Origin of the sequence: Lelliottia nimipressuralis (genome assembly GCF_041464075.1) — a bacterium.
GTDB lineage: Bacteria > Pseudomonadota > Gammaproteobacteria > Enterobacterales > Enterobacteriaceae > Enterobacter > Enterobacter nimipressuralis.
This window is the reverse complement of the sequence record NZ_CP167172.1, coordinates 2,066,987-2,084,526: the sequence shown is the minus strand read 5'-3', so window position 1 is coordinate 2,084,526 and position 17,540 is coordinate 2,066,987. Positions and strand designations below refer to the sequence as shown.

At 54.6% G+C, this 17,540-nt stretch carries 18 protein-coding genes; 9 read left to right on the top strand and 9 right to left on the bottom strand.

The annotated features are described in order from the left end of the window. The first annotated feature begins 66 nt into the window (after positions 1–66). Positions 67–753 (top strand): GntR family transcriptional regulator, encoded by a 687-nt coding sequence (locus ACB496_RS09820; RefSeq protein WP_100780265.1) that lies wholly within the window; start codon positions 67–69, stop codon positions 751–753. Positions 754–796: 43 nt separating this feature from the next. Here the strand turns inward: ACB496_RS09820 and ACB496_RS09815 are convergent, their stop codons facing one another. Beyond that, on the bottom strand, positions 797–1,228 hold the full coding sequence (locus tag ACB496_RS09815; protein WP_248860164.1) for a universal stress protein: 432 nt from the start codon (positions 1,226–1,228) through the stop codon (positions 797–799). A 287-nt stretch (positions 1,229–1,515) separates the two neighbouring features. Here ACB496_RS09815 and ydfZ point away from each other — a divergent pair, with 287 nt between their 5' ends. Then, positions 1,516–1,719, top strand: a complete 204-nt coding sequence (ydfZ, locus tag ACB496_RS09810) for a putative selenium delivery protein YdfZ (protein ID WP_100780267.1) — start codon at positions 1,516–1,518, stop codon at positions 1,717–1,719. Positions 1,720–1,763: 44 nt separating this feature from the next. Here ydfZ and ACB496_RS09805 read toward each other — a convergent pair whose 3' ends face one another. The 6 genes from ACB496_RS09805 to ACB496_RS09780 form a co-directional block, all read right to left on the bottom strand. Further along, a complete protein-coding gene (locus ACB496_RS09805) occupies positions 1,764–3,227 on the bottom strand; it encodes a mannitol dehydrogenase family protein (protein WP_371975068.1) in 1,464 nt (487 codons plus the stop codon). 139 nt (positions 3,228–3,366) lie between these two features. Next, a complete protein-coding gene (locus ACB496_RS09800) occupies positions 3,367–4,737 on the bottom strand; it encodes an MFS transporter (RefSeq protein ID WP_123428061.1) in 1,371 nt (456 codons plus the stop codon). A 53-nt stretch (positions 4,738–4,790) separates the two neighbouring features. Further along, the gene (locus ACB496_RS09795; protein ID WP_371975067.1) at positions 4,791–5,810 is read right to left on the bottom strand and encodes a Zn-dependent oxidoreductase; all 1,020 of its coding nucleotides are present in this window, start codon (positions 5,808–5,810) and stop codon (positions 4,791–4,793) included. 50 nt (positions 5,811–5,860) lie between these two features. Continuing rightward, entirely contained in the window at positions 5,861–7,144 is a 1,284-nt protein-coding gene (locus ACB496_RS09790; protein WP_319418528.1) for an MFS transporter, read from the bottom strand. Between the two features lie 19 nt (positions 7,145–7,163). Continuing rightward, on the bottom strand, positions 7,164–8,378 hold the full coding sequence (gene rspA / locus ACB496_RS09785) for a starvation-sensing protein RspA (RefSeq protein WP_371975066.1): 1,215 nt from the start codon (positions 8,376–8,378) through the stop codon (positions 7,164–7,166). 111 nt (positions 8,379–8,489) lie between these two features. Next, complete coding sequence (locus ACB496_RS09780) at positions 8,490–8,816, bottom strand: YnfA family protein (RefSeq protein WP_129034846.1); 327 nt, start codon at positions 8,814–8,816, stop codon at positions 8,490–8,492. A 139-nt stretch (positions 8,817–8,955) separates the two neighbouring features. Here ACB496_RS09780 and ACB496_RS09775 point away from each other — a divergent pair, with 139 nt between their 5' ends. Then, a complete protein-coding gene (locus tag ACB496_RS09775; protein WP_371975065.1) occupies positions 8,956–9,294 on the top strand; it encodes a DUF1283 family protein in 339 nt (112 codons plus the stop codon). 24 nt (positions 9,295–9,318) lie between these two features. After that, positions 9,319–9,879 (top strand): spermidine N1-acetyltransferase, encoded by a 561-nt coding sequence (gene speG / locus ACB496_RS09770; protein ID WP_100780275.1) that lies wholly within the window; start codon positions 9,319–9,321, stop codon positions 9,877–9,879. 52 nt (positions 9,880–9,931) lie between these two features. Here the strand turns inward: speG and ACB496_RS09765 are convergent, their stop codons facing one another. After that, complete coding sequence (locus tag ACB496_RS09765; RefSeq protein ID WP_228483289.1) at positions 9,932–10,624, bottom strand: YnfC family lipoprotein; 693 nt, start codon at positions 10,622–10,624, stop codon at positions 9,932–9,934. Between the two features lie 126 nt (positions 10,625–10,750). Next, positions 10,751–11,782 (bottom strand): methyltransferase, encoded by a 1,032-nt coding sequence (locus ACB496_RS09760; RefSeq protein ID WP_371975064.1) that lies wholly within the window; start codon positions 11,780–11,782, stop codon positions 10,751–10,753. A 336-nt stretch (positions 11,783–12,118) separates the two neighbouring features. Between ACB496_RS09760 and ACB496_RS09755 the strand changes: the two genes are divergently transcribed. The 5 genes from ACB496_RS09755 to osmX all read left to right on the top strand — a co-directional run bounded on the left by ACB496_RS09755 (position 12,119) and on the right by osmX (position 17,540). Next, positions 12,119–12,424: a DUF1161 domain-containing protein gene (locus tag ACB496_RS09755; RefSeq protein ID WP_100780278.1), complete on the top strand. Its 306-nt coding sequence runs from the start codon at positions 12,119–12,121 to the stop codon at positions 12,422–12,424. A 133-nt stretch (positions 12,425–12,557) separates the two neighbouring features. Then, on the top strand, positions 12,558–14,996 hold the full coding sequence (ynfE, locus tag ACB496_RS09750) for a selenate/tellurate reductase subunit YnfE (RefSeq protein ID WP_129034842.1): 2,439 nt from the start codon (positions 12,558–12,560) through the stop codon (positions 14,994–14,996). A gap of 12 nt (positions 14,997–15,008) precedes the next feature. Beyond that, positions 15,009–15,623 (top strand): Tat proofreading chaperone DmsD, encoded by a 615-nt coding sequence (gene dmsD, locus ACB496_RS09745; protein WP_371975063.1) that lies wholly within the window; start codon positions 15,009–15,011, stop codon positions 15,621–15,623. 285 nt (positions 15,624–15,908) lie between these two features. Continuing rightward, entirely contained in the window at positions 15,909–16,622 is a 714-nt protein-coding gene (gene osmY / locus ACB496_RS09740) for an osmoprotectant ABC transporter permease OsmY (RefSeq protein WP_100780281.1), read from the top strand. A gap of 18 nt (positions 16,623–16,640) precedes the next feature. Further along, the gene (gene osmX / locus ACB496_RS09735) at positions 16,641–17,540 is read left to right on the top strand and encodes an osmoprotectant ABC transporter substrate-binding protein OsmX (protein WP_371975062.1); all 900 of its coding nucleotides are present in this window, start codon (positions 16,641–16,643) and stop codon (positions 17,538–17,540) included.

The window sequence follows — 17,540 nt, the reverse complement described above, 5'->3', positions numbered from 1 at the left end:
GGGTATGGGATGCGCGGCAAAAGAATGGTAGTATTGAAGCGTTAACTCTCTGAGAAACCACATCCAATGGCCGCCGAATCGCAACTTAATCCTACCCAACCTGTTAATCAGCAAATCTACCGCATTTTGCGACGAGATATCGTCCATTGCCTGATTCCGCCTGGCACTCCGCTCTCTGAAAAAGAGGTATCGGTGCGTTTTGACGTGTCCCGCCAGCCGGTTCGCGAAGCTTTTATTAAGCTTGCGGAAAACGGGTTGATTCAGATTCGCCCGCAGCGCGGCAGCTACGTCAATAAGATCTCCCTCTCGCAGGTGCGCAACGGCTGTTTCGTCCGTCAGGCGATTGAGTGCGCGGTTGTGCGTCGGGCGGCGTCGCTGGTCGACGAGCATCAGTGTTACCTTCTGGAACAAAACCTCCACCAGCAGCGCATTGCGATTGAACGCACACAGATCAATGATTTTTTCCAGCTCGACGATGAGTTTCACCAGAAGCTGGCGCAAATTGCCGACTGTCAGCTGGCGTGGGATACCATTGAAAATATCAAAGCGACGATGGACCGCGTGCGCTATATGAGTCTCGATCACGTCTCCCCGCCGGAAATGCTGCTGCGTCAGCATCACGATATTTTTGCCGCGCTGGAAAAACGCGACGGAGACGCCATCGTCAAAGCGATGACCGTGCATTTGCAGGAAATTGGCGAGTCGGTTCAGCTTATTCGCCAGGAAAACAGCGACTGGTTTACGGAAGATTAATGAAAACCGCATCCCGCGTGAATTCAGGGATGCGGTCCAGAAATTAACGTACCACTAATACCGGTATTTTGGCGTAGCGAATAACAGATTCCGCGTTCGAGCCAAGCAGATGGCTGGATAAACCGGGCGTCTTAGAGCCGATAACAATCACCTCATAATCATCTTTATTGCTCATACTGATGATCTCATCGCGAACATTGCCAAAACGTACTTCGGTGTGAATATTCTCCGGCGCGATATCAAACAAGCGTTTTAATTCATTCATCTTTTTCTCTGACTCGTTTACCATATAAGCCTCAAATTTTTTGATATCAGAGTTAAAGCCGCGCAGCAACGAGCGGCTGCTGATGGGCAAGATATTCAGCAGCGTGATGGTGGCGTTATCCGCCTTCGCCAGGAACTCCGCATGGCGTACTGCTTTATCGCTCAGATTCATTTCAAATACGTCCACAGGCATCAATATTTTCTTGTACATAAGCCCTTCCTTATCCAAATAAAAATAATTACTTATCTGTCTTCAGAGTGACATGCCTATTTGAAACGAAGGCTAAACCGTTCACTGACGGAACTATCAATAAACGAAAACAATTGTCCGTTTTGTCAATTTGCGTCTGAGCGGGGCCATGCGGATAAAATGCTGACAAAAAAGTGTGACCTTGATCAAAAACAAAAAAATGTTGCCGCAAGAGGCGTATTTATATTCTCCCGTCAGCGGCTGGAACTGTATATCGCCGTGATGTGTTGAGAAGAGGAGAAATAACCATGATGACTTACGACCGCAACCGCAACGCTATTACCACTGGCAGCCGTGTAATGATTAACGGCACTGGCCATATTGGGGTTATCCGCGCAATTCACGCCGAGGGGCTGGATGCGACCCAGGTACGCCGCAACAAAACGGTAGAAGTGGAAGGTTGTGAAGGCAAGTTCGAACCGATTGAACTGATTCGTCTGGGAATGCACTAACAGGTGCAATGACATGCCGCCGTACGCGGCGGCATGAGTCGAGATTATTTCTGAGAGACAGTCTGCGCCACGGTTGCTTTAGCGCCCTGCTCCAGCAACATTTTATATGCGTGCATTACCGCATCCACAAAACGCGCTTCCAGCGGCAGTTCATTGCCGAAAATCGCCTCAATTCCCAGCAGCGCTTTCACGCGGCTTTCGCCTTCGGCACTGCCCTTCACCGCAGCCTGAATCGTTGTCAGCAAGGGATCGCAGACTTCAATCGCGTTTCCACTTTCATCCACACCGCCGACATAACGCATCCAGCCTGCCACGCCCAGCGCCAGCAGCGGGAAGCTCTGCTGATGCACCAGATGCCAGCGCACGGAATCGAGCATACGCTGCGGTAACTTCTGACTGCCGTCCATCGCGATTTGCCAGGTGCGGTGACGCAGCGCCGGGTTACTGTAGCGCGCAATCAGCAGGTCAGCGTAGCGCCCCAGGTCGACCCCTTTTACCTTCAGAGTCGGTGCCTGTTCGTTGAGCATCAACGCATGGGCTGCACGGCGATAGTTTTCGTCTTCCATACAGTCGTTGATGTGCTGATAGCCCGCCAGATAGCCGAGATAGGCAAGGAAAGAGTGGCTGCCGTTGAGCATACGCAGTTTCATCTCTTCGAACGGAATCACATCAGACACCAGCTCTGCGCCTGCTTTTTCCCACTCAGGACGCCCGGCGACAAAGTTGTCTTCAATTACCCACTGGCGGAAAGGTTCACAGGCCACGCCTGCCGGATCGCGAACGCCGGTAATCTGTTCGATTTTATCCAGCGTCTCTGCCGTCACGGCCGGAACAATGCGATCGACCATCGTAGACGGGAACGTCACGTTCGCTTCAATCCAGTCTGCCAGCTCAGCGTTAACGGCACGCGCATACGCACAGGTGACGTTACGCATCACATGGCCGTTTTCCGGCATATTGTCGCAGGACATCACGCTGAACGCCGGTAAGCCCGCAGCTTTGCGGCGTGCCAGCGCTTCGACCACCACGCCCGGCGCGGATTTTGGCTGCTGCGGGTTTTGCAGATCGGCGGCAATCAGCGGATGATCGAGCATCAGTTGCCCGGTCGCAGGCGCGTGGCAGTAGCCTTTTTCGGTGATAGTGAGTGAAACAATCGCCACCTGCGGCTCGCACATGGCGGCCAGCACGGTTTCCAGACTATCTACCTGCGCGTGAAGCGCGTTTTTCACCACGCCGACGACGCGAGCGGTCCAGGCATCGGCGGACATTTCCGCCACGGTGTAGAGATTATCCTGGGCTTTGAGATCGGCAATCTGCTGTTCGCCGCCAATCAGGTTGACTTCGGTGTAGCCCCAGTCGCTATGATGCTCAGCCGCTAGGATATCGGTGTAAACGGCCTGATGGGCGCGGTGAAACGCACCGAAACCCAGGTGCACGATACGTGGTACCAGTGTGTTACGGTCATAAGCAGGAAGTGTCGCTTTGGCATTCAACAATTTATTATTCATGAGAAGGCTCATTTAGGTGAGAGGTCGTCGAATCTGAGGAGGTAGACCATCTCACGCAATTGGTATGACATCTTTGATTTTCATCAACTACCATACAAGAAGAGAAGAAAAGGCGGGATCACGCTCCCGCCCCATCAGATTACTGATTCACCGTATGCCCGAGAGGCACTGCCGAACCCGATTTTTCAGCGGCATCTTCCGCGAGGCTCAGATCGCGGTCGCGCACTTCCGGCATCAGGAAAGCAGACACCAGGCCAATCAGGGAGTAGACCACCATCATCGCCACAATCGGCCACCATGAGCCGGTCATGTTGCAGAAAATCCCCGCCAGCACCGGGCCAAAACCGACCGCCACCAGACCACCGGCCTCTTTCGAAATCGCCATCCGCGTGAAACGGTTACGCGAGCCAAACATCTCCGCCATGGTGATGTTTTCCAGCGCAAACAGCCCCAGCACCGCAAAGTTATGGATGATGATGATCGACAGCATGATCACCCCTGGGCTGTAGCTTTTATCGACGATAATCGACAGCATCGGGTAGGCCAGAATAATGGCGGAAATATTGAGCAGAATGTACGGCAGACGACGCCCGACCTTATCGGAGAGCCAGCCCAGCAGCGGGATCGTGATAAACCCGAGAATGGAGCTGATCATCAGCGCGTCGGTCGGAATGCTTTTATTGAACAGCAGCGTCTGCACCAGATAGCCCGCGAGGAACGTCTGAATCAGACCGGAGTTTCCCGCCTGACCAAAGCGCAGGCCGGTTGCCAGCCAAAAGGATTTGCTTTTGAACATCGCCCCCAGAGAGGTCTCTTCTGCCGTCACCACTGGGCTGCTCTCATCGTTGACCTTCTCAAACACCGGGCTTTCTTTGAGATTCATTCGCAGCCAGATGGCGAAGATCATCACCACGACGCTGGCGAGGAAAGGTACGCGCCAGCCCCAGGCGACCAGCTCTTCACGGTCAAGGGCGAAGAACATTACCGCCCATATCGCCGTGGCGCTTAAGGTCCCGCAGTTGGTCCCCATTGCGACCAGCGATGAGATAATCCCGCGTTTCCCTTTCGGCGCGTATTCCGCAAGCATTGTCCCCGCACCCGAAATTTCCGCCCCGGCACCCAGCCCCTGGATAATACGCAGCGTCACCAGCAGAACCGGTGCAAAAATCCCGATCTGCGCGTAGGTTGGCAGAACGCCAATCAGCGTGGTACAGATCCCCATCATGGTGATGGTGATAAACAGCACCTTTTTACGCCCGATCCGGTCGCCCATTTTGCCGAAGATAAACGCCCCGACGATGCGCGCAATATAGCCCGCGCCGTAGGTCCCCATCGCCAGAATCAACGCCATCGCAGCGGACTGCTCCGGGAAGAATATTTCATGAAAGACCAGCGCCGCACCCAGCGAATAGAGCTGGAAATCCATGAATTCCAGCGCGGTGCCAAGCCAGCCGGACACCGCCGCTTTCACCAGATCCGACGTCGTTCTTTGAGGTTGTGTCTGAGTCATAATGGCTATCTCTGAATGTAGGTAAGATGCGTACCACTTAACCGCGTTTGTTGTTATTGGCCGAACGTCAGCAAGACTTTGCAGCACTGCCGCTGGTCTTTCTCAAACAGTTCGATGGCGTCTGTCACGTGGTGATAGTCAAAAGTGTGGGTAATCAGTTTTTCCGGGTCGATCAGCCCCTTTTCCAGCCAGTCGATGACCACCGGGAATTTGTTGGCATTCAGGCGAGATGAGAATATCGACAGCTCTTTGCCGGTAATACCCTGCTGAGTTACCTGGCTCGGGTCGCTGGAGAAGCCCATCAGCACGATGCGACCACCCGGTGACGCGAGGGTGACCGCCTCCTGCAATATCGTCGGATGGCAGGCGGCATCGATGATTAACGTCGGTTTTATCCCCTTCTCATGCAGTGCCGCCTGCAAGGACTGCTCCGCGTTGTTGAACACCCAGTCCGCACCGCTGCGTTTAGCCATCTCAAGCCGTTCATCGATGCGATCGACGACGATAACCTGTTTCACGTTATAGACGCTTTTGAGCGCCTGAACGGTCACCAGTCCCATCGGACCGGCACCGTAAATCAGGGCGATGTCCTTGTCCGTCGGCTGAGCGTGCCCGGTGACGTTGGCCGCAATGGTGAAAGGCTCCACCATCACCGCGTGGCGATCGGAAATCGTATCCGGAATGGTCCACGCATTTTTCGCCGGAACCACGGCATATTCGCTGAATCCGCCGTCACGATGCACACCCAAAACCACCAGCGACGTGCAGACATTCGGTTTGCCGACTGAGCAAGGCCAACACTCTCCGCAGCTGATCACCGGGTCCACGGATACGCGTTGCCCGAGACGCGCTTTTTCCACGCCCTCTCCGACTGCGTCAATCACGCCAAAGAATTCGTGGCCAATGACACGCGGGTATTTCGCAAACGGATTGTGACCGCGATAAATATGGCTGTCGGAGCCGCAAATCCCGGCTAAGGTGATTTTGACGCGGACTTCGCCCGGTGCCGGAACGGGCAACGGACGCTCTTCGATCAACAGCTCATTCGGTTTTTGAATAACGATGCTTTTCATGGTTGCTCCTGACCGATCCCTTTCTTACATAACGCGTTGTTATTAAGAAATTAATCAATCCTGTGTTTAACAATAAAGAGATAACACATCGCCCCAACAAAGGTGACGCAGGCCGCGACCACCAGGGCGAGATTAAAGGAATGCGTTTTATCGACGATCCAGCCGGTCACGACCGGCGCGAACGAGGCAAAAACAAAGCTGCCGAAGTTCTGGATGGCGGCAACGGAGGCGACTTTGCTTTCAGCGACCATCACCTGCACCAGGCCCCACGCGGAGGTTCCGGCAAAGTGGACGCAAAACAGGGCTAACGAAATAAAGGTGACGGCTTCCGCCGGGGACGACGATTGCACGACCAGCAGAGTGCCTAAAGCCGACAGGATCAATCCCACCACAATCGCCGTTTTGCGCGTTTTGGCGAGGTCATAGCCTTTTTTGGCAAGTGCATCGACCACCAGTCCGTTGACCCACATCCCGACGGCTGCCGCCAGGAACGGGATCGCCGAAACCCAGCCGGTCTTTGCCAGGCTAAAGCCCTGCTGGGCCTGCAGATAGCCGGGCAGCCAGGCGATATACAACCAGCCGGTGTAGTTCACGCCAGAGAACCCTAAAATCATTCCCCAGGTGGTGCGGCGTTTGAACAACGCACTCCATTCGCTAAAACGTAACGTTGGGCGCGGTTTTACCGGCGCGGAAAGGTATTCGCGTTCTTCCGGCTGGAAAGCGAACTGCGCGCGGTTGCGATACCAGGCGTACCAGCAAACGCCGACTATCACCCCCAGCAGACCAATGATCACGAACATGGCCCGCCAGCCCCACAGGATTTGCATTGTCACCAGGATCGGTGGCGCAATGGCCTGCCCCAGAACCGTTGAGGAGTTAAAAATCCCCAGCGCGGTCCCCCGCTCTTTTTGCACATACCAGTCGGTGATGGATTTCACCCCGGCAGGCATAAAGGGCGCTTCGCCGATCCCTAAGCCAATACGCAGCAGGATAAAATGGCTAAAGGAGTTCACCATGCCGGTGAGGGCCTGCATCAATGACCAGAAGATTACGCCTGCGCCCAACACCAGTCGTGGCCCGTAGCGATCGAGCAATATGCCGGAAGGCAGTTGCGCCAGTCCGTACGAAAGTGAAAATGCGGAAAGCAAAAAGCCAAATTCTGTTGCCGACAGCCCCATGTCACCGCGAATGGCTTCACCGGCCACGCTCAGTGAGGAGCGATCCAGAAAATTGACAATCCCTGCCAGGAATAACAGCACCAGAGTGAGGGTCTGGATTTTTTTAATCCGCGCAGGCTTGGTTAAACTTTCTGTATTGATAGTTTCAGTTGTCATACGGACTCCCGATCTCAACTTACCAGTTCCACAAGGTGCCATCTTCCAGGCGGGCGACCGGCAGATACGCCGGGTCGTACGGATATTTCGCGGCCAGTTTTTCATCAAACTCAATGCCGAGACCCGGCTTATCGCCCGGATGCATATAGCCGTTATCGAAGCTCCAGCTGTGCGGGAAGACCTCCAACATTTGCTCGGAATAGCCCATGTACTCCTGAACGCCAAAGTTCGGCACCCACAGGTCGAAATGCAGCGCGGCGGCGTGGCAAATCGGCGACAGATCGGACGGGCCGTGCGAGCCGGTGCGCACCTGATAAAGCGAGGCGAAATCGGCAATCCGGCGCATCCCGGTGATCCCGCCCGCGTGGGTAATGGTGGTGCGGATGTAATCGATCAGCTGCTCTTCGATCAGCTGTTTGCAGTCCCAGATACTGTTGAACACCTCCCCGACTGCAATCGGTGTGACCGTGTGCTGGCGGATAAGGCGGAAGCACTCCTGGTTTTCGGCGGGCGTCGGATCTTCCATCCAGAACATGCGGTACTGTTCGATGCTCTTGCCGAAACGGGCCGCCTCGATGGGGGTCAGGCGGTGATGCATGTCATGCAGCAGATGCTCGTTAAAGCCGAACTGGTTGCGCACGGCGTCGAACAGTTTAGGCGTGAAATCGAGGTATTTTTCCGTGGACCACAGCTGCTCTTCAGGCCAGTCGCCCTTGGTCGCCGGTTCGTAGGCCAGCCCTTTCCCTTTCGCCATGCCGTAGGTGGTTTTCATGCCCGGAACGCCGCACTGCACGCGGATCGCCTTGAAACCCATCTCTTTGTGACGCGCGTAATCTTCCAGCACATCATCGATGGTCTGCCCGGTGGTATGGCAATAAACCATGACACCTTCGCGCGACGCACCGCCCAGCAGCTGATACAGCGGCATACCGGCGGCTTTGGCTTTGATATCCCACAGGGCCATATCGACAGCAGAAATCGCCGACATGGTGACTGGCCCGCGCCGCCAGTAGGCGCCTTTATAGAAGAACTGCCAGATATCTTCGATGCGGTGCGCATCGCGGCCAATCAGTTGCGGGCAAAGGTGATCTTTCAGATAGGAGGCAACAGAAAGCTCGCGTCCATTTAAGGTGGCATCACCCAGGCCGACGATCCCGTCGTCCGTGGTGATTTTAAGGGTGACAAAATTACGACCCGGGCAGGTGACAAAGACTTCGGCCCCGACAATTTTCATGATCCAGTTCCTTACATCGCTCAGTGTGATGCAAGGAACTTACTTAATTACGCAACTACCATACAAGTATAGTGATCAAAAAATCTTCCACAGATCACAAAACAAAGGCGCTTATGTGCGCCCCCAGCCTGCCACGATGATCAACATCCCACACAGTGCAATCAGCGCGCCTGCCCAGTCGTAGGCGCTGAGCTTCACGCCATCGACCACCCGCAGCCAGACAAGCGCCGTGCAGACATAAACACCGCCGTAAGCGGCATACACGCGCCCGCTGGCCGCCGGATGTAACGTCAATAGCCAGACAAACAGCGCCAGCGCGATCCCCGCCGGAAGTAACAGCAATACCGATGCCCCGCGTTTCAGCCACAGGTACGGCAGGAAGCAGCCGAGGATTTCGCACAGCGCGGTCGCAAAGAAAAGTAAGGTTGTTTTAATCATTTTGACGAGTGAGTGAGAATAGGTTTAACCATGATACGCGATAATGGCGCGACCATTACCCTGCCTGCCGCGTGGGTATGCCACCTTTTCAGATTGGTGTAGAATTGACCCTGGGTAAACCCACTACAAGGAACATGCAATGAGTACATTACGCAATCGCTTCTGTCTGGCGGCCATGCTCTCCCTGACGGCGTTCGCCTTTACGGCCCCCGCCTCCGCCAACACCAGCAAACTGATCATTGAGTCGGGTGACAGCGCGCAGAGCCGTCAGAATGCCGCAATGGATAAAGAACAATGGAATGACACCCGCAGTCTTCGCCATAAAGTTAATAAACGCGTTGAAAAAGAGTGGGACAAAGATGATGTCGCTTTTGATATGCGTGATAAATGCCAGCAAAGCGCGAACGTGAATGCTTACTGGGAACCGAATACCCTGCGCTGCCTGGATCGTCGTACCGGTCGTTCGGTCGCGCCTTAATTTCGACAGCCAGAAAGGATGATTATGGCCAGCCCGTTAACGGTAAAACTCAGACCGCTGGAGCGTGAGGATTTGCGCTTCGTTCACCAGCTCGATAATAACGCCAGCGTCATGCGTTACTGGTTCGAAGAGCCTTACGAGGCGTTTGTTGAGCTGTCGGATCTGTACGATAAACATATTCACGACCAGAGCGAGCGCCGTTTCGTTGTCGAGTGCGACGGAGAAAAAGCCGGTCTGGTCGAACTGGTTGAGATTAACCACGTCCACCGCCGGGCGGAGTTTCAGATCATTATTTCGCCGGAATACCAGGGGAAAGGCCTTGCCACCCGTGCGGCGAAACTGGCGATGGATTACGGATTTACGGTGCTCAACCTGTATAAGCTGTATCTGATCGTCGATAAAGAGAATGAAAAAGCCATCCATATTTACCGTAAACTCGGGTTTATGGTTGAAGGCGAACTGATTCACGAGTTCTTTATCAACGGCGAGTACCGCAACACCATTCGCATGTGTATTTTCCAGGATCGCTACCTGGCAGAACACAGAGCGACCGGAAGCCAGCTTCTGAAACCCACCGCACAGTGACGCGTTTAAGCCGGGTAGCGGCTTCGCCCCACCCGGCTTAAACGCCTGCCAGTCAGTAATATTCAATACTGTTTTTAATGGTGTACTTGTGCGCCACCGCCGGTTTCACGCTGTCATCCACAATATGTAATTCGCAACTTACCGGGTTATTGTGGCGATCGTAATCACAGCTCTGTTTCACCGACCCAAGCGGTTTGTCGTTAAGCAGGCTGACGGCAGAGTAATCGAGTTTTTTGCGCTTATCATTCGACGGCGTGGCTGACACCGACAGATGCTGATCGCCAGACACCGTGGTTTTACCCAGCGGATAGCCGTCAGCGTCGTAGCGGTACTTCACTTCCATCGCCTTGCCGTGTGCGGTGACAATAAATCCGTTATCGTCTGTGTCCCATGTCACGCCCGCCGAGGGCAGCTCAGCCAGCTGGCATTTCCCCTGCAGCTTTATTTTTTGCTGCTGGGTTTCTGCATCCAGATAAAAATTGGCGTCCAGCACCAGCGCCACGCCGGTGTTCGCGTCCAGATCGTGCAACTCCAGGGTATCGAAACACCCCTCCTGCGAGAGCGATCCTGTGACGCGTTTACTCACTTCCCCTTTCTCATTGAACAGCGTCTGGGTGAAGTCTTTTACCGGCCCGCGCAGGGGATCAAAATCAAATTCGTTCGAAAAGCTGGCCATCTCCGGCGTAAACGACAGCGGCGCGGAGGCGTTATCGCACCCCGCCAGCACGCCTGTCAGCGCAATCATTACTGCTAGTTTCTTCACATTCTCACCGATGCGTGAACATTATTACCTCACATATTAGCAAATACAGAGGGTTACTTTTTAGCGAAACACAGCAGCAATGATGACATTTGTGAACCCGGCGACGCGTCAGGCCGGTACCGCCTCCACGATGGATAAATAGGACGGTGTGTGGATCACCCGGTTTATCTTCAGCCCGGCGTGACCTAACAAGTCTGCATACTCTTTCTCCGTACGAGCACGTCCGCCGTCGAAACCCGACAGCAAGAGAAGATCAATTTCATACCTTCCCTGCTCGTTATCTTGCTCTTTGATCAGCGGCTCCAGAATTAATAAACGGGAACTGGCTTTCATCGCTTTACGACAGGTATGTAATATCTGACTGGCTTTTTCGTCTGGCCAGTCCATCAAAATATATTTCAGCATATAAATATCAGCTACCGGGCAGGCTTCGAAAAAACTCCCTGCAATGGTTTCCCAGCGGGATTTATTGCCTAATAAATGCAAACTGTTTTCGCTAACTACGTTATCGCGATCAAATAAAATACCGTGCAGAGTGGGATTGCGTCGCAAAACCGTCAATAAAAGATTCCCCAGCCCACCGGCTATATCAACCACCGTGGCATTTTCCGGGAAATGATAATTATCGGCCAGCATGTCGTTTTCGACGCTCGACATCGAGGCCATCCCGGCATGAAAACCGTCGTCGCCTGACGGTGTTTTTTTCGTCCCCCAGTACTCATAAAACGGCATGCCAAATAATTCGTTAAAGACCGGCCTGCCTTTCACGATATCCGTCATCTCCCCGGCGGGCTGCCAGAGGGTTTTATCCGTTAACATCAGCACGGCTTCGCGCAAGGAGTATGGGGTGTCAGACCGCAAAAACTGTGCGGCGGGGGTCAGGGTAAACAGACCATCGTCAGTCTGGCTAAACACCTCGCGAGAGGCCAGGGTTCGCATGACCCGATACAGATAGCCGGCATCGACATTCAGCTCGTGCGCGAGCTGCTCTGCGGTTTTATCTTCGTCTTTAAGATGATCCGCAACCCGTAATAACGCAGCGGTACGCAGGGCAGCCTGCCAGACAAATCCCATGCACTGCTCTAACACATACATTCCATCCTGACGCTCTTTTTCCGTCAAACTTTTTTGGCTTAACATTTTATTTCTCCTGTTCCGTAAAATTTAAAAGTACAGAATTAAAATGAAACGTCAGCCAATAAGCCTAACGGGCATAATTAAATAAGCCACTTGCTCAATTTTATTTTCATTGACGACGCTGGAAATTAAAATCCACATTCAAATAAATAATGTACAGGAATATGGCCAACGAATGGATTTATTAGAAGGCTACTCATCGCTCGCTTAAATAATCACATCGCGCACTTAACCAGAATTTAATTCGCTCTCGGATTTTTCAGAAAATTTCGCGGCAATACAACTATTTACATTATGCCTGCTAAAATAAGACTCACACACAGAGAGAAGGAGCCACACATGAAACGGTTACCCTGGATTACCGCGCTGCTGTTAGCAGGCATTTCCCCTGCTGTTCTGGCCGCCCCCGACTCGTGCGAGCGCGTGAAAAGTGATATTCAGCAACGCATTATCAATAACGGCGTGCCTGAATCCGGTTTTAGCCTGAACATTGTGCCAAACGATCAGGCCGACCAGGCGGATGCGCAGGTGGTGGGACATTGCGCGAACGATACCTTTAAAATTCTCTACACCCGTACCGGCAGCAGCAGCGCACCTGCGGGTGGCGCGGGGACGCAAGACAATGCGCCGAACGAACCGCAGTAATTTATCTGCGGGAATTCCCTTAGCTTGATAAGGATTAATGTTTATTACCCCTGAATAGGTAAAACTCACTCCATCATTACCCCGGTTCTTATCGCGGGTAAAACCCTACGCAATGACAAAGATGGAGTGAGTCATGTCCGATATCGAACATCACGGCGGGATCAGCCGTCGAACTCTCGTTAAATCCACTGCAATTGGCTCTCTGGCGCTCGCTGCCGGAGGGATTTCACTACCCTTCGGCCTGAAAAGTGCCGCTGCTGCCGTACAACAGGCGGTACAGCCTGCCGCGGATAAAGTGGTCTGGGGCGCCTGTTCAGTGAATTGTGGCAGCCGCTGCGCCCTGCGATTACACGTCCGCGACGACGAGGTTTACTGGGTCGAAACTGACAACACCGGCGAGGATATCTACGGCAATCATCAGGTGCGCGCCTGTTTACGTGGCCGCTCGATCCGCCGCAGAATCAACCATCCCGACCGTCTTAACTACCCAATGAAGCGCGTCGGCAAGCGCGGTGAAGGCAAGTTTGAGCGTATCAGCTGGGATGAAGCCCTTGATACGATCACCCGCAGTCTGAAAGGCGTGGTGGAGAAATACGGCAACGAAGCCGTGTATATCAACTACTCCTCCGGCATCGTCGGCGGCAACATTACCCGCTCCTCGCCGTATGCCTCGCTGGTGGCGCGATTGATGAACTGCTACGGCGGATTTCTCAGCCACTACGGCACCTACAGCACCGCGCAAATCGCCTGTGCCATGCCTTACACCTACGGCTCCAACGACGGCAATAGCACCTCGGATATCGAAAACACCAAACTGGTGGTGATGTTTGGCAACAATCCGGCGGAAACGCGTATGAGCGGCGGCGGGATCACCTATTTTCTGGAACAGGCGCGTGAACGCTCAAATGCGCGCATGATCGTCATCGATCCGCGCTATACCGATACCGCCGCAGGACGCGAAGATGAGTGGATTCCAATCCGCCCAGGCACCGACGCCGCGCTGGTCGCGGGTATCGCCTGGGTGTTAATCGACGAAAACCTGGTCGATCAGCCCTTCCTCGACACCTATTGCGTCGGCTACGACGAAAAAACGCTGCCCGCCGATGCGCCCGCAAACGGCCACTACAAAGCCTATATTCTCGGCCAGGGCGAAGACGGTACGGCCAAAACGCCGCAATGGGCGTCACGCATCACCGGTATTCCCGCCGACAGAATCATCAAACTCGCCCGGGAAATCGGCAGCACGAAACCGGCATATATCTGCCAGGGGTGGGGACCACAGCGTCAGGCCAACGGCGAGCTGACATCCCGCGCCATCGCCATGCTGCCCATTCTGACCGGCAACGTCGGGATCAACGGCGGTAACAGCGGTGCCCGTGAATCCACCTACACCATCACCATTGAACGGATGCCGCTCCCGGATAACCCGGTCAAAACCCAGATCTCCTGCTTCAGCTGGACCGATGCCATTGTGCGTGGCCCTGAGATGACCGCCACCCGCGACGGTGTGCGCGGCAAAGATAAGCTGGATGTGCCGATTAAATTCATCTGGAACTATGCCGGGAACACCATCACCAACCAGCATTCCGATATCAACAAAACCCACGATATTTTGCAGGACGAAAGCCTGTGCGAAACCATTGTGGTGATCGATAACTTTATGACCTCGTCGGCGAAATACGCCGATATTCTGCTGCCCGATCTGATGACCGTCGAACAGGAAGATATTATTCCTAACGACTACGCGGGTAACATGGGCTATCTGATTTTCCTCCAGCCCGTCACCGCGCCGAAATTTGAGCGTAAACCGATCTACTGGATCATGAGCGAAGTAGCGAAGCGCCTGGGTCCGGATGTCTATCAGCAGTTCACCGAAGGGCGTACGCAGGAGGAGTGGTTAAAACTGCTGTACGCGAAAATGCTTGAGAAAGATCCACAGCTGCCCTCCTACGACGCCCTCAAAGAGATGGGCATTTACAAGCGCAAAGATCCGAACGGCCACTTTGTGGCGTACAAGCAATTCCGTGACGACCCGCAGGCCAATCCGCTGAAAACGCCGTCGGGCAAAATTGAGATCTACTCGAGCCAGCTGGCGAAAATTGCCAGCAGCTGGGAGCTGGAAAAAGACGAAACCATCAGTCCGTTGCCGGTGTACGCATCAACCTTTGACGGCTGGGACGCTCCGGAGCGCAGCAAGTTCCCGCTGCAGTTGTTTGGTTTCCACTTTAAGGCTCGCACCCACTCCAGCTACGGCAATATTGATATCTTACAGGCCGCCTGCCGTCAGGAAGTGTGGCTTAACCCGGTCGATGCCGATCAGCGCGGCATTAAAAATGGCGATCTGGTGCGGGTGTTTAACGCCCGTGGCGAGGTGCGTATTCCGGTAAAAGTGACGCCGCGCATCATGCCTGGCGTCAGCGCGATGGGCCAGGGCGCATGGCACGATGCGAATATGAGCGGGGATCGTGTCGATCACGGTTCGTGCATCAATACCCTGACCACACACCGCCCGTCGCCGCTGGCGAAAGGCAACCCGCAGCACACCAACCTGGTGCAGATCGAGAAGGTTTAAAGGAACGTTGTTATGAATGAAGTGTTACCGCGCGAATCTTTCGCACTGAGTGCCCGGGTGTTGGGAGCCTTGTTTTATTTCTCACCCGACAGCGAGCAGGCCGCTCCGCTGGTGTCAGCGCTGACCACCAGCGACTGGCACCTGGACTGGCCGCTGGCGCAGGACGATTTACGGCCCATCGCTGAGACCTTGCGCACCACCACCGACGAGCCGCTGGCGGATGCCTGGCAGCGTCTGTTCATCGGCCCGTGGGCGTTGCATGCGCCGCCATGGGGTTCCGTGTGGCTCGATCGTGAATCGGTGCTGTTTGGCGATTCGACGCTGGCCCTGCGCCAGTGGATGCGGGAAAACGCCATCGCTTTCGAGGTACAGCAAAACGAGCCGGAAGACCATTTCGGCACGCTGCTGATGCTGGCCGCCTGGCTTGCCGAAAATGGACGCGACGCCGAGCGCGATCAACTCCTGGCATGGCATTTGCTGCCGTGGAGCCAGCGCTTTTTGACGGTGTTCATTGAAGAAGCCGGTCATCCGTTTTACGTCGGCCTTGCTCAGCTTGCCCGCCAGACGCTGGCCAGCTGGCAATCCTCCCTGTTGATCCCGGTCGCCGACAAACCGTTGTATCGCTAATCGTCTCTTCGCACGGCACTTCTCCTGCCGTGCGAAACCCCTCATTTGTGACGGTGTCACTTCACACGTTTTACCTTTAGGACTATTCTGCCCGCATCCCCTGAGGCCTTACTCCATAAGGCGTAACACCCTGTTTACATTGCCATCTTCCCCGAACTGATTTTCTCTGCCGCTGGAACCCTTCCCAATCGCTTGCTATAGGTCATGTACCCCTGCCGAAACATGGCATAACAACAGGCAATCAATGGGTTGCTATAACGCATGCGCACAGGGAGACACACCGCAATGCACTCATCATTACTGACACGTACGCTGCTTTTCATCGGCGCGATTATTGCAGTTCTCGCTCTCCTCGCCTGGGGAATTGGGCTGGATACGATCAAAGCGCGCCAGGTTGACCTGCTGTATCTCGGTCAGCAGCACCTGATTTTAGTTTTCTCTTCCATGTTCTTTGCCCTGTTAGTCGGGATCCCGAGCGGAATATTACTGAGCCGTCCGGCCGCGCGTGGCACCGCCGAATACGTGATGCAAATCTTTAACGTCGGCAACACCCTGCCGCCGCTGGCGGTTCTGGCCCTGGCGATGGTGGTACTCGGCATCGGTGACAAACCGGCGATTATCGCCCTGTTCCTGGCGTCGCTGCTGCCGATTGTGCGTAACACCTATGCCGGATTGTGCTCGGTTCCCGCCTCACTGCTCGAAGCCGCTAACGGTATCGGGATGACCAAATGGCAGCGCCTGCGTCAGGTGGAGATCCCTAACGCCTGGCCGGTGATGCTCTCCGGCATCCGCATCGCCACGGCGATCAACGTCGGTACCGCACCGCTGGCCTTCCTGATCGGTGCCAGCAGCTACGGCGAGCTGATTTTCCCTGGCATCTATCTGAACGATTTCCCGACCCTGATTCTGGGTGCGGCGGCCACGGCGCTCTTCGCGCTGATTCTGGATACGCTTTTGGCTGCACTGGGCCGCCTGATGAGCCCACATATCGCACGATAACAATAACAAGGAGCAAGTATGAGACTGTCTTCACGCCTGGCGGCCCTGTTTACCGCCGCGCTGTTGGTCAGCCAGGCCCAGGCCGCACCGCTGATTCTGGCGACCAAGAGCTTTACCGAGCAGCATATTTTATCTGCCATGACCGTACAGTATCTGCAAAAGAAAGGGTTTCAGGTTCAGCCGCAAACCAATATCGCGACGGTCATTTCCCGGAATGCGATGATCAACAAGCAGATTGATATGACGTGGGAGTACACCGGGACGTCGCTGATTATCTTTAACCACATCAACAAACGCATGTCGCCGCAGGAGTCCTACGACACGGTGAAACGCCTGGACGCGAAACACGGCCTGGTGTGGCTTAAACCGGCGGATATGAACAACACCTACGCGTTCGCCATGCAACGTAAACGCGCCGAAACCGAGCACATCAATACGATGTCCGAGATGGTGGCCAAAATTGAGCAGATCCGCAAAACCGATCCGGACAACAACTGGCTGCTGGGCTTAGACCTGGAATTCGCCGGGCGCAGCGATGGCATGAAGCCGCTGCAGGAAGCCTATCAGATGGAACTGGACCGTCCGCAAATTCGCCAGATGGACCCCGGCCTGGTGTATAACGCCGTGCGCGACGGTTTTGTCGATGCGGGCCTTATCTACACCACTGACGGGCGCGTAAAAGGTTTCGATCTGAAAGTGCTGGAAGATGATAAAGGCTTCTTCCCGAGCTATGCGGTCACGCCGGTGGTGCGCAAAGACACCCTCGCGGCCAACCCCGGTCTGGAAGAGGCGCTCAATACCCTCTCCGGCCAGCTTAATAACGACGTTATCACCGAGCTGAATAAAAAGGTTGATATCGACCATCAGTCACCGCAGCAGGTCGCCCGTGATTTCCTGCGTAGCAAGCAGCTGCTGTAA